Annotated in this window: 9 protein-coding genes and 1 tRNA gene; 5 read left to right on the top strand and 5 right to left on the bottom strand. The window is 69.7% G+C overall.

Going from position 1 to position 12,405, the window contains the following annotated elements; genetic code table 11:
• The first annotated feature begins 51 nt into the window (after positions 1–51).
• Positions 52–1,578, top strand: coding sequence for an amidophosphoribosyltransferase (gene purF / locus DY218_RS30595; protein WP_128559427.1), 1,527 nt, complete (start codon positions 52–54; stop codon positions 1,576–1,578).
• Positions 1,579–1,620: 42 nt separating this feature from the next.
• The gene (purM, locus tag DY218_RS30590) at positions 1,621–2,718 is read left to right on the top strand and encodes a phosphoribosylformylglycinamidine cyclo-ligase (protein WP_128559426.1); all 1,098 of its coding nucleotides are present in this window, start codon (positions 1,621–1,623) and stop codon (positions 2,716–2,718) included.
• 144 nt (positions 2,719–2,862) lie between these two features.
• Here the strand turns inward: purM and DY218_RS30585 are convergent, their stop codons facing one another.
• Both DY218_RS30585 and DY218_RS30580 read right to left on the bottom strand, forming a co-directional pair.
• Positions 2,863–3,114 (bottom strand): DUF3073 domain-containing protein, encoded by a 252-nt coding sequence (locus DY218_RS30585; protein WP_128559425.1) that lies wholly within the window; start codon positions 3,112–3,114, stop codon positions 2,863–2,865.
• Positions 3,115–3,424: 310 nt separating this feature from the next.
• Positions 3,425–4,516, bottom strand: a complete 1,092-nt coding sequence (locus DY218_RS30580) for a Leu/Phe/Val dehydrogenase (protein WP_128559424.1) — start codon at positions 4,514–4,516, stop codon at positions 3,425–3,427.
• A gap of 372 nt (positions 4,517–4,888) precedes the next feature.
• Here DY218_RS30580 and DY218_RS30570 point away from each other — a divergent pair, with 372 nt between their 5' ends.
• Together DY218_RS30570 and bldC are read left to right on the top strand one after the other, a co-directional pair.
• The gene (locus DY218_RS30570; RefSeq protein WP_128559423.1) at positions 4,889–5,740 is read left to right on the top strand and encodes a hypothetical protein; all 852 of its coding nucleotides are present in this window, start codon (positions 4,889–4,891) and stop codon (positions 5,738–5,740) included.
• A gap of 527 nt (positions 5,741–6,267) precedes the next feature.
• A complete protein-coding gene (gene bldC / locus DY218_RS30565; protein WP_119294659.1) occupies positions 6,268–6,474 on the top strand; it encodes a developmental transcriptional regulator BldC in 207 nt (68 codons plus the stop codon).
• A 535-nt stretch (positions 6,475–7,009) separates the two neighbouring features.
• Here bldC and DY218_RS30560 read toward each other — a convergent pair.
• The 3 genes from DY218_RS30560 to hrpA all read right to left on the bottom strand — a co-directional run bounded on the left by DY218_RS30560 (position 7,010) and on the right by hrpA (position 11,650).
• A complete protein-coding gene (locus DY218_RS30560) occupies positions 7,010–7,198 on the bottom strand; it encodes a DUF6274 family protein (RefSeq protein WP_128559422.1) in 189 nt (62 codons plus the stop codon).
• A 288-nt stretch (positions 7,199–7,486) separates the two neighbouring features.
• Positions 7,487–7,561, bottom strand: a tRNA-Asp gene (locus DY218_RS30555).
• Positions 7,562–7,681: 120 nt separating this feature from the next.
• A complete protein-coding gene (gene hrpA, locus DY218_RS30550) occupies positions 7,682–11,650 on the bottom strand; it encodes an ATP-dependent RNA helicase HrpA (RefSeq protein ID WP_128559421.1) in 3,969 nt (1,322 codons plus the stop codon).
• A gap of 124 nt (positions 11,651–11,774) precedes the next feature.
• Between hrpA and DY218_RS30545 the strand changes: the two genes are divergently transcribed.
• Positions 11,775–12,254, top strand: a complete 480-nt coding sequence (locus DY218_RS30545; protein WP_128559420.1) for a hypothetical protein — start codon at positions 11,775–11,777, stop codon at positions 12,252–12,254.
• Positions 12,255–12,405 lie beyond the last annotated feature (151 nt).

Raw genomic sequence — 12,405 nt, 5'->3', positions numbered from 1 at the left:
GGCCCTGTCCCCAATTCGGACCAGTGGTCGATCTCGCCTACACTCGGTGGCGTGCCTCGTGGTGATGGACGACTCAACCACGACCTGCTCCCCGGAGAAAAAGGCCCCCAGGACGCTTGCGGCGTCTTCGGTGTCTGGGCTCCGGGCGAAGAGGTCGCCAAGCTCACTTATTTCGGACTGTATGCCCTGCAGCACCGTGGACAGGAGTCCGCGGGCATCGCAGTGAGCAACGGGTCGCAGATCCTGGTCTTCAAGGACATGGGACTGGTCTCGCAAGTCTTCGACGAAACGTCCCTGGGATCCCTCCAGGGCCATATCGCGGTGGGCCATGCCCGCTACTCCACCACCGGAGCCTCGGTGTGGGAGAACGCCCAGCCGACGTTCCGCGCCACCGCGCACGGCTCGGTCGCGCTCGGCCACAACGGCAATCTGGTGAACACCGCCCGGCTCGCCGAACTGGTCGCCGACCTCCCCAAGGAGAACGGCCGCGCGACCCAGGTCGCGGCCACCAACGACACGGACCTGGTCACCGCCCTGCTCGCCGGCCAGACCGACGACGACGGCAAGCCGCTGACCATCGAGGAGGCGGCCCCCAAGGTGCTGCCCGAGGTCCGCGGCGCCTTCTCCCTCGTCTTCATGGACGAGCAGACGCTGTACGCGGCCCGCGACCCGCAGGGCATCCGCCCGCTGGTGCTCGGCCGGCTCGAGCGCGGCTGGGTGGTCGCATCGGAGTCCGCGGCCCTCGACATCTGCGGCGCCGCCTATGTCCGCGAGGTCGAGCCGGGCGAGCTCATCGCCATCGACGAGAACGGCATGCGGTCCTCCCGATTCGCCGAAGCAAAGCCAAAGGGCTGTGTCTTCGAGTACGTCTACCTGGCCCGCCCCGACACCGACATCGCCGGCCGGAACGTCTACCTCTCCCGCGTCGAGATGGGCCGCAAGCTCGCCGAGGAGGCCCCGGCCGACGCCGATCTGGTGATAGCCACGCCGGAGTCCGGCACCCCCGCCGCCATCGGCTACGCGGAGGCCAGCGGCATCCCGTACGGCTCGGGCCTGGTGAAGAACGCCTACGTCGGCCGCACCTTCATCCAGCCCTCGCAGACGATCCGCCAGCTGGGCATCCGCCTGAAGCTGAACCCGCTGAAGGAAGTCATCAAGGGCAAGCGCCTGGTCGTCGTCGACGACTCGATCGTGCGCGGCAACACCCAGCGCGCCCTGGTGAGGATGCTCCGCGAGGCCGGCGCGGCCGAGATCCACGTACGGATCTCCTCGCCGCCCATCAAGTGGCCCTGCTTCTTCGGCATCGACTTCGCCACCCGCGCCGAGCTGATCGCCAACGGCATGTCCGTCGAGGAGATCGGCACCTCGCTCGGCGCCGACTCGCTCGCGTACATCTCCACCGACGGGATGATCGAGGCGACCACCATCGCCAAGCCGAACCTCTGCCGTGCCTGCTTCGACGGCGAGTACCCGATGGACCTCCCGGACCCCGAACTCCTCGGCAAGCAGCTCCTGGAGACCGAGCTCGCCGCCGGCGCCGCCGCCACGGCGGCCACCGACGCGATCCGTCGTCCGTAACGCCGCACACGCCGCCGTACCGACACGAAAGTTCTCTCCCTCATGTCTGTATCCGACGATCGGACCGAGTCCGCGGGCACCGGCGCCAGTTACGCGGCCGCGGGTGTCGACATCGAAGCGGGCGACCGCGCCGTCGAGCTGATGAAGGAGTGGGTGAAGAAGACCCAGCGCCCCGAGACCACCGGCCTCGGCGGCCTCGGCGGCTTCGCCGGCCTCTTCGACGCCTCCGCCCTCAAGCGCTACGAGCGGCCGCTGCTCGCCTCCGCGACCGACGGCGTGGGCACCAAGGTCGACCTGGCCCGCCGCCTCGGCGTCTACGACACGATCGGCCGCGACCTGGTCGGCATGGTCGTGGACGACCTGGTGGTGTGCGGCGCCGAGCCGCTGTTCATGACGGACTACATCTGTGTGGGCAAGGTCCACCCGGAGCGCGTCGCGGCCGTCGTGAAGGGCATCGCCGAGGGCTGTGTGCTCGCCGGCTGCGCCCTGGTCGGCGGCGAGACGGCCGAACACCCCGGCCTGCTCGGCCAGGACGAGTTCGACGTCGCGGGCGCCGGTACGGGCGTCGTGGAGGCCGACCGGGTCCTCGGCGCCGACCGGGTGCGCGCGGGCGACGTGGTGGTGGCCATGGAGTCCTCGGGACTTCACTCGAACGGGTACTCGCTGGTGCGGCACGTCCTGTTGGAGCGCGCCGGCATGTCCCTGGAGCAGGAGGTCGCCGAGCTCGGCCGCACGCTCGGCGAGGAGCTCCTGGAGCCGACCCGGATCTACTCCCTGGACTGCCTGGCCCTGACCCGTACCACCGAGGTGCACGCCTTCAGCCACATCACCGGCGGCGGCCTCGCGAACAACCTGGGTCGGGTCATCCCGGACGGCCTGCACGCCACGGTCGACCGCTCGACCTGGACCCCGGGCCCGGTCTTCGACCTGGTGGGCAGGGCCGGCGATGTCGAGCGCGCCGAGCTGGAGAAGACGCTGAACATGGGCGTCGGCATGATGGCCGTGGTCCCCGCCGAGTCCGTGGACGCGGCCCTCACGACGCTTGCCGACCGCGGCGTGGACGCCTGGGTCGCCGGTGAGATCACGGAGCGTGGCGCGCAGCAGGGCGCCGCCGCACTGACCGGTGACCACGCCGCCTGACGCCTCGGGGGAGTACGCCGTCCCCGCCGAGCGCGGGGGCGGCACGGCACGGTCTCCGGGCAGCACAACACCCGGCCCGGCGCTTTCGCCCCGGACCGGGTGCAATGACGATGTGACGCGCTTTTCGACTCCGTGTGAACGAGGTCAAGCGCCGCGGCGCTGCGACGAAGGACCGGACTCGTCGTCCTCGTCCTCGTCGTCCGCGTTGTACAGATCCGCGTACTGGGCGTACGGATCGTCCTCGTCCTCGCCCTCGAGCGGCTCGCCGTTCGGCGGCTGGCTCGAAGTCGATGCGCCCAGCTCATTGGCCAGACGCGTAAGGTCAGTGCCGCCGCTGCTGTACTTCAGCTGGCGGGCGACCTTCGTCTGCTTGGCCTTTGCCCGGCCGCGCCCCATGGCTCGACCCCCTTGGATATGGGGCTCGACGGCCCCAGAGTCTTGACACGCGTTCATGATTCAGGACGGACTCTCCACAGAGAGACCGGTCCGTAGGTCTTCAACGGTACCTGCTCCGACGGCCATACGGTACGCCGCCCACAGCACACGCCTCGTCCCGCGACCCGCGAGAAGGCATCTTCGCGCTGGTCAACCGCGATTTTAACGTCTTCTGCGCGGACGACCCGCCGACGGGCGTGAGGCTTGTCTCTCAGTGCGCTTCGTGCACGCCCGGCGGTCGGGTCCCGGCCTGGTGGTCGCGGTCGGACGGTCAGCGGCGGCGGGCCTCCGCGATCCGCTGTTCCGCGATCCGGTCGGCCGCGGCGGCCGGCGGAATGCCGTCGCTCTTTGCGCGGGCGAATATGGCAAGGGTGGTGTCGTGGATCTTCGCCGCCTTCGCCTTGCAGCGGTCGAAGTCGAAGCCGTGCAGCTCGTCGGCGACCTGGATCACACCGCCGGCGTTCACCACGTAGTCGGGCGCGTAGAGGATGCCCCGGTCGGCGAGATCCTTCTCCACGCCCGGGTGGGCGAGCTGGTTGTTGGCCGCGCCGCAGACCACCTCGGCGGTGAGCACGGGGACGGTGTCGTCGTTCAGTGCGCCGCCGAGCGCGCACGGTGCGTACACATCGAGGCCCTCGGTGCGGATCAGGGTGTCCGTGTCCGCGACGGCGCGCACCTGTGGGTGCCGGTCGGTGATCCGCCGTACGGACTCCGTGCGGACATCGGTGACGACGACCTCGGCGCCGTCCTCGAGGAGATGCTCCACGAGGTGGTGGCCGACCTTGCCGACCCCTGCGACGCCGACCGTGCGGCCGCGCAACGAGGCCTCGCCCCACAGGTGTTCGGCCGAGGCGCGGATGCCCTGGAAGACGCCGAAGGCGGTGAGTACGGAGGAGTCGCCGGCGCCGCCGTTCTCCGGCGAGCGGCCGGTGGTCCAGCGGCACTCGCGGGCGACCACGTCCATGTCGGCGACATAGGTGCCGACATCGCAGGCGGTGACGTACCGGCCACCGAGCGAGGCGACGAACCGGCCGTAGGCGAGCAGCAGTTCCTCGGACTTGTCCAGCTCCGGGTCGCCGATGATGACGGCCTTGCCGCCGCCGTGGTCGAGCCCGGCCATGGCGTTCTTGTACGACATCCCGCGCGAGAGGTTGAGGGCGTCGGCGACGGCCTCCTCCTCGCTCGCGTACGGATAGAAACGAGTGCCGCCGAGGGCGGGGCCCAGGGTGGTCGAGTGGAGGGCGATCACGGCCTTGAGGCCGCTGGCCCGGTCCTGGCAGAGGACGACTTGCTCATGGCCGCCCTGATCCGAACGGAACAGGGTGTGCAGTACCTGAGCAGGTGCGCCGGTCATTTCGGTCACGGTGGTGACTCCCATGTGTCTAGTGCCGTGTCAGGCAGGGTTTGCCTCGTCACGTCGTTCGGTGCGTGCTCTCGGCGTGCCGGACGGAAGCCCTCGTACTGGACGTACTTGGGCTTTCGTCCGGTGCGGCGAGAGTGCGTGCCGGGCGGCGTGACGGGGTGAACCCTGCCTGACACGGCACTAGCAGCACCGGATGGAGCAGTTCTCGCGGGTCTCTCCGCTTGTGGCAGTCGGAACCGGAAGAGCTGTGAGCAAGAGAGTAAGACCTCATGCGCCCGTCCGGTGCCCGCGGCAGCCGATCATCTTCTATCACCCCGACCGCGTGACACGATGCGAGGTGTTTCCCGTCGCCCGACGGGGGAGGGAGTCGGCGTGCCCAAGGTGTCATCGGTGAGTGTGCCGTACGCGAGCTACCTGCGCGTGTACGAGCCTCTGGCGGCCTTCCCCGAGCCGGAGCGCAGCCACTGGGCGCGGTACGCGGAGCGCGACGACCATCCCTCGTACCAGGACGAACTGCGGCGCTCCCTGGGCGACTTGCTGCCCACACCGCCCGTGCCCGTGCCGGTGCACGAGAGCGCGGACGCGTTCGTGGCGCGGGTGGACGGCGTGGTGTGCGTCTGCCCGTGGCGCACCCGGCTGCGCGGCTGGCAGGCGCTCGGCGAGATCGGCGACGAGCTGCCGGTCCCGGTGCTCGATGCCGTACTGCCGCCGGTGGTGCGCCGGCAGGCCGCGGCCGACTACGAGCAGTGGCGGGAGCGGAATCCGGACGCCCGCCCGTGGATCCGTACCTGCACCTGGCAGGTCCCGGTGAACTGGTTCGTGCTCGTGGACGACCGCGAGCGCCGATACGTACCCTCCGGCAAGGCGGAGCCGGGCGTGCCCGCGATGCTCCGCTATCGCACGCCGATGGTCGAGGCCAGGCGCCGGGTGGCCCGCGGGCTCAAGACGCTGCGGGACGCGATCGAGGAGGGGCCGCTGATCGACGGCCTGGTGGACGTCGGGCGGTGGCTCGAGGAGTTCCACCCGCGCTCGCTCGTCGAGCTGGACTACGGCGGTCTGGTGCACACTCTGTCGGACGACCTGCTCGACGCCGACCACTCGGCGGCGGACATCGCTGAGGGCATCGAGGCGCTGCGCAACGGCGACGGCGAAGGGGCCGGTGCGGCGTACGCGCGGTTCGTGGAGCGCTGGCGTGCGGTGCGGGACCGTCAGTTCGCAAACTGACCAAATCGGTACATGTGGTCAACTTCACGGCTTTTGCCGCTTCGTGTCACCGCCTATGGTGGTGGGCCGTGAGGACGTAGGTCCCGATCCGGGCGTTTGCCGCAAGAGCGACTCAAGGTGATGGACCGCACTTACATCGCCCTTGCCCTCTTCCCCTACCCTCGTGCCAAAATAGGACAAGGGGTCCGGGGGAGACTCCTTCCGCCCAACTATGGGTGGAGTACTCGGCATTGCACTCTATGGGGGGCCTGATGACTCCTGGTCACCCTGTGACTGATCGTCACAGTGGCGTGACTGTCCGCTATGGGACGGTCCATCGGCTTCCGCCGTTGATGGACGCCTCAGAGGGCAATTCCATCGGTTTGGCCGACGCGGCTGGACGGATGGTGTAGTTGTAGTGCCGAGGACAAGCCGTTCGTCCTATAACCGACTCGACTCGCGTCCGCCATTTCGGGCAACGCGGGTCAAGGTGCAGAATTTAGAGGAAAGAACCGGGCTTAGATTCGGTTCTCCCGAGGAGGCCGCTCATGACCGCTCGTACCCCTGATACCGAGCCGCTGCTGACCCCGGCTGAGGTCGCCACGATGTTCCGCGTGGACCCCAAGACGGTCACGCGCTGGGCGAAGGCAGGCAAGCTCACGTCCATTCGGACGCTGGGTGGACACCGTCGCTACCGCGAGACCGAGGTCCGTGCACTGCTTGCGGGCATTCCGCAGCAGCGCAGCGAGGCCTGAACAGCCACGTAGCACAGCAAGACCGGGCATTCCGGGTCCCCCAATCCGGCACCGCCCACCACAGCTCCATACGACGGGAGACTGCCCCAACAGGCTCCGCGCCCGCACCCCTTGGGTACGTCGTCGATCGCGCTGGACTCCGCCGGGTCCAGCGCGATCTTTTTTGTGCGCCGGCTGCGCGGCGCGGTGCCCCGGGGGCGGGTGTGTGCCGTCGGGCGTCCGAGTGTGTGCCCTCGGGCGGGGTCCGGTGGGTGTCCGTGTTGGACTCTGGCGAGCCCTGTGGGCTACCCGCGAGTCACCCCTCGGATGGGGTGCAATTGCACGTATTAAATTGACTAGTTGTAGGGAGGGTGTAAGTGCGGGGGTATCTCAGACTTGTTCGGTGACACCCGTCACACGGCGGGGTGCTTGTTGCCTCAGCTGCCCCTGCGCTATTGGGGATTCGGTCCGCGGGCCCCGGTCGGGGCGGGCGGCAGGAGACTGCGTCGCACTGTCCAGAGTCCCACTCGGCGGCCGTGGGCGGGCCCGGCTTTCGTCATGTCCCCGCAGGACTTTCGTCCCCGACGGGGTCCTCGCCGGCGAGAGCGGGCTGACCGGGCTCCATGGCCAGGCGCAGCAGCCGGTGGCAGATGGCGCAGTGCCGGGTCAGATGCCGGTACCCGGATGCGGCTGCGAGATGGGCGCGCAGCAGGGCCCGGGTCTCATGTCGTGCGGACGCCGTCATGCGCCACCTCCCGGCGAACGGGCGGACTCACTCCCTGAGTTCTGAGTACCGAGGGGAGGGGGCGGCGTCAAGACGGCCGGGCGTGACCGGGGCGCGGTCGGGCATGGGGAAGGGCCGTCATCCGCTGGGGACGACGGCCCTTCCGTACTGCTGCTGCGGTCCTGACGGGATTTGCTGTGTCGACTGCGGCTGCGCCGCGGGCGCGGCCTCCACCTCGACCGGGTGTGGGTCGGGCATGGGGAAGGGCCGCCATCCGCTGGGGACGACGGCCCTTCTGTGCTGCTGCTGCGGTCCTGACGGGATTTGAACCCGCGGCCTCCACCTTGACAGGGTGGCGAGCACTCCAAACTGCTCCACAGGACCTGGTCTGCTGCGCTGTGCGGCTTCGAATGCCGCGCTGTGCTGCGAGAGGAGACTTTACACGGGGGCCGGGTCCTGGTCGAACTCGCTCTGTGTGGCCGGTCCGTCACCGGCGCCCGCGGGCTACGGGGCGGCCGCGTCGACGGCCTTCACGATGCGCTTGTCGGAGATCGGGTACGCCGTGCCGAGGGCGTGCGCGAAGTAGCTGACCCGAAGTTCCTCCAGCATCCAGCGGATGTCCAGGACCTGTTGGGGGACCGGGCGGCCCTGCGGCAGCTGCTCGAGCAGCCAGGCGTACTCGTCCTGCATCTCGTGGACCTTGGCCATGCGTGTGGTGTCCCGCTGGACGTTGGTCGGCATCTGCTGCAGGCGGCGGTCCGCGGCCACCAGATAGCGCATCAGGTCCGGGAGGCGGGCGAGGCCGGCGCGGGTGACGAAGCCCGGGCCGACCAGCGCCGCCAGCTGGTCCCGTACGTCCGTGAGGTTCGCGAGCAGGGCCGGGCTCTTCGTCGACTTCAGGCGGCGCTCGCAGGCCTGCCAGGCGGACAGGACCTCCTTGACGCGGTCCACGGCGCGGACGGTCACATCGACGAGGTCGGCGCGCACCTTCTCGTAGAGCTTGCGGTACGACTCCTCGTCCCAGGCCGGGCCGCCGTGGTCGGCGATCAGCTTGTCGCAGGCCGCGGTGGCGCAGTCCTCGACGAGGGCCTGGATGGAGCCGTGCGGGTTGGCCGAGAGGGTCAGCTTCGCGGCGTTGGAGAGCTTGGCGGAGGCGAACTTGGCCGGGCTGACCGGGATGTTCAGCAGAATCAGCCTGCGGGTGCCCTGCCACATCGCCTGCTGCTGTTCGGCCTCGCTGTCGAAGAGCCGTACGGAGACGGAGTCGCCGGCGTCCACCAGGGCCGGGTAGGCCCTGACCGGCTGGCCGGCCCGCTTCGTCTCGAAGACCTTGCTGAGGGTGCCGATCGTCCAGTCGGTGAGGCCGGTGCGTTCGACGGACTCGCCGCCGGTGCGCTCCGCGGTCGCCGCGGCCGCCTTCGAGATCGCCTGCCGTGCCTTCGGCTTGAGGCGCAGGCGCAGGGCCTCCAGGTCCTTGTCCTCGGCCACCTTGCGCCGACGCTCGTCGACGATCCGGAAGGTGATCTTCAAGTGGTCCGGTACGCGGGACAGGTCGAAGTCGTCCGCGGAGACCGGCACTCCGACCATCTGCTTGAGCTCCCGCGCGAGCGTCACCGGCAGCGGCTCCTGCAGCGGCACGGCGCGGTCCAGGAAGCGTCCGGCGAAGTTCGGTGCGGGGACGTAGTGGCGGCGGATCGGCTTGGGCAGGGAGCGGATCAGCTCCGTCACCACCTGCTCGCGCAGGCCCGGGATCTGCCAGTCGAAGCCCTCGTCGGTGACCTGGTTGAGGACCTGCAGGGGGATGTGGACGGTCACGCCGTCCGCGTCGGCGCCCGGCTCGAACTGGTACGTCACACGGAACTTCAGGCCGCCCTGGCGCCAGGAGTCCGGATAGTCCTCCTTGGTGACCGCCTCGGCCGACTCCCGGATCAGCATCGAGCGCTCGAAGTCGAGCAGCTCCGGCTCCTCGCGCTGCTTCTTCTTCCACCAGGAGTCGAAGTGCGCGCCGGAGACCACATCGGCCGGCAGGCGCTCGTCGTAGAAGTCGAAGAGGGTCTCGTCGTCGACGAGGATGTCGCGGCGTCTGGCCCGGTGCTCCAGCTCCTCGACCTCGGTGAGCAGGCGGCGGTTGGCGGCGAAGAACTTGTGGTGGGTGCGCCAGTCGCCCTCCACCAGGGCGTTGCGGATGAAGAGGTCGCGGCTGGTCTCCGGGTCGATCCGGCCGTAGTTGACCTTGCGGTGGGCGACGATCGGGACGCCGTACAGGGTCACCTTCTCGTACGCCATGACCGCGGCCATGTCCTTCTCCCAGTGCGGCTCGGAGTAGGTGCGCTTGATCAGGTGCTCGGCGAGCGGCTCGATCCACTCCGGCTCGATCCTGGCGTTCACCCGGGCCCACAGGCGCGAGGTCTCCACCAGCTCGGCGGACATGAGGAAGCGCGGCGGCTTCTTGAAGAGCGCCGAGCCGGGGAAGACGGCGAACTTGGCGCCGCGGGCGCCCAGATACTCGTTCCGGCCGCCGCGGGCCGCTTCCTTCGTGGGCTCCTTGCCGGTGGTGCTGGTCTTCACGTCCTTCATGCCGACGTGCGAGAGCAGGCCGGCGAGGAGCGAGACGTGGATCTGCTGGTCGGCCGCATCGTCGTCGTTCAGCGAGACGCCCATCTGCTTGGCGACCGTGCGGAGTTGGGTGTAGATGTCCTGCCATTCGCGGATCCGCAGGAAGTTCAGGTACTCCTGCTTGCACATCCGGCGGAACGAGGACGAGCCGCGCTCCTTCTGCTGCTCGCGGACGTACCGCCACAGGTTGAGATATGCCAGGAAGTCGCTGGTCTCGTCCTTGAAGCGGGCGTGCTGCTGGTCCGCCTGGGTCTGCTTCTCCGCCGGGCGCTCGCGTGGGTCCTGGATGGACAGGGCCGCGGCGATCACCATGACCTCGCGCACGCAGCCGTTCTTGTCGGCCTCGACGACCATGCGCGCGAGGCGCGGGTCGACGGGGAGTTGGGCGAGCTTGCGGCCCATCGGGGTGAGGCGCTTGCGGTGGTCCTTCTCGCCCGGGTTCAACGCGCCCAGTTCCTGCAGGAGTTGGACGCCGTCGCGGATGTTGCGGTGGTCCGGCGGGTCGATGAAGGGGAACTTCTCGATGTCGCCGAGTCCGGCCGCGGTCATCTGCAGGATGACGCTCGCCAGATTGGTACGGAGGATCTCCGCGTCCGTGAACTCGGGGCGCGCCTCGAAGTCGTCCTCGCTGTAGAGGCGGATGCAGATGCCGTCCGACGTACGGCCGCAGCGGCCCTTGCGCTGGTTGGCGCTGGCCTGGCTGATCGCCTCGATGGGCAGCCGCTGGACCTTGGTGCGGTGGCTGTAGCGGGAGATGCGGGCGGTGCCCGGGTCGATCACGTACTTGATGCCGGGGACGGTCAGGGAGGTCTCCGCGACGTTCGTCGCGAGAACGATGCGTCTGCCGGTGTGTTGCTGGAAGACGCGGTGCTGCTCGGCGTGCGAGAGGCGCGCGTAGAGGGGGAGTACTTCAGTGAACTTGTACCGCTTCTTGTTGAGCGCGTCCGCCGTGTCGCGGATCTCGCGCTCGCCGGAGAGGAAGACCAGGATGTCGCCCTCGCCCTCGCCCATCAGCTCCTCGACGGCGTCCGAGATCGCGGTGATCTGGTCGCGGTCGGAGTCCTGCGAATCCTCCTCCAGGAGCGGTCGGTAGCGCACCTCCACCGGGTACGTACGGCCGCTGACCTCGACGATCGGGGCGTCGCCGAAGTGCCGGCTGAAGCGCTCCGGATCGATGGTCGCCGAGGTGATCACGACCTTCAGATCCGGGCGCTTCGGCAGCAGCTGGGCGAGGTAGCCGAGCAGGAAGTCGATGTTCAGGGACCGCTCGTGGGCCTCGTCGATGATGATCGTGTCGTAGGCGCGCAGCTCGCGGTCCGTCTGGATCTCGGCGAGCAGGATGCCGTCCGTCATCAGCTTCACGTACGTGCTGTTGCTGACCTGGTCCGTGAAGCGGACCTTCCAGCCGACCGTCTCGCCGAGCGGCGTGTCCAGCTCGTCCGCGATCCGCTCCGCGACCGTGCGGGCGGCGATGCGGCGCGGCTGGGTGTGGCCGATCATGCCGCGGACGCCGCGGCCGAGCTCCATGCAGATCTTGGGGATCTGCGTGGTCTTGCCGGAACCGGTCTCGCCCGCGACGATCACCACCTGGTGGTCGCGGATCGCCGCCAGGATCTCGTCCCGCTTCTGGCTGACCGGCAGCTCTTCCGGGTACGTCACCTCCGGCAGGGCCGCGCGGCGCTCCGCGACCCGGGCGGCGGACTTCCCGGCCTCGGCGGCGATCTCCTCGAGCACGGCGTCCCGCGCCTGCGGCTTGCGGATACGGCGGGAGCCTTCGAGGCGGCGGCCCAGGCGGTGTGCGTCACGCAGCGAGGCGTCGTCGAGGAGCCGGGCGACGTCGGCATAGGAAGTAGACATACGGAGTCCAGGATCTCACTGCCGACGAAGGAGTGGCGAACGGTTTTGGCGGGGCCGACTCCGGACGGGGTGCTGGCCGGGGTGCTTTTGGCGGGGGTGGGCGGTGGTGGTGCAGTATGTGGCCATGCCCCGCGTCCACCTCCGCCACCGCCGTGCGGTGACCGCGCTGCTCGGCGTGCTGTTCGTGGCGCTGGCGGCGGGGCTGTTCTGCGGGCCTGCGGGGGTCCCGGAGCAGCGGATTCCGGTGCCTGCGTTCGCGGCTGCCGCCACGGCTCACGACCGCGGGGGCGTGGACGGCGCGGATGGCGCGGACGCCAGAGGCACGGCCGCGACCGGCGCCGCGGCTTCGGCGTACGAGGCCGGTCGTGTCGCCCCGGACGGTGGCTTCGGCTGTGGCAAGGGCAAGTCCGGTGATGCGGACGCCGAGCAGAGCGCACCCGTGCGCGGCAGCACGGTCGCCGAACACCTCAGCGCCTTCGCGCACGCCCAAGCTGCGCTCGGCCTCTGCGCCCCCGAGGCGTACGTGCCCGGCCCGGCCCAGGACCGCGGCCCGCCGCCCGTCGAACCACCGACTCCCGTCACCCTGTCCGTCCTGCGCGTCTAGAGCGGCCCGTACCCCGGGCCCCTCTGCACACGTACGGACAGGAGACCTTTCGTGACCGTTCCCACCCCGCGCGCAGGCCGCGCGGGCACCCTCGCGCGCGCCGCAGGCCGTGACCTGCGGCTCGCCCTGCGCGCCCCGGCCGCCTGGCCAC

It is taken from the genome of Streptomyces triticagri (assembly GCF_003429565.1).
GTDB classification, from domain to species: Bacteria; Actinomycetota; Actinomycetes; order Streptomycetales; family Streptomycetaceae; genus Streptomyces; species Streptomyces triticagri.
The sequence above is the reverse complement of the archived record's forward strand: the minus strand, read 5'-3'. Positions and strand labels throughout refer to the sequence as shown.

What these genes read in the sequence shown, in the direction of transcription:
- DY218_RS30545 (WP_128559420.1), top strand. Translation starts at nt 11,775, where the DNA reads ATGCCCCGCGTCCACCTCCGCCACCGCCGTGCGGTGACCGCGCTGCTC.
- DY218_RS30585 (WP_128559425.1), bottom strand. Translation starts at nt 3,114, where the DNA reads ATGGGGCGCGGCCGGGCAAAGGCCAAGCAGACGAAGGTCGCCCGCCAG.
- hrpA (WP_128559421.1), bottom strand. Translation starts at nt 11,650, where the DNA reads ATGTCTACTTCCTATGCCGACGTCGCCCGGCTCCTCGACGACGCCTCG.
- purM (WP_128559426.1), top strand. Translation starts at nt 1,621, where the DNA reads ATGTCTGTATCCGACGATCGGACCGAGTCCGCGGGCACCGGCGCCAGT.
- bldC (WP_119294659.1), top strand. Translation starts at nt 6,268, where the DNA reads ATGACCGCTCGTACCCCTGATACCGAGCCGCTGCTGACCCCGGCTGAG.
- DY218_RS30560 (WP_128559422.1), bottom strand. Translation starts at nt 7,198, where the DNA reads ATGACGGCGTCCGCACGACATGAGACCCGGGCCCTGCTGCGCGCCCAT.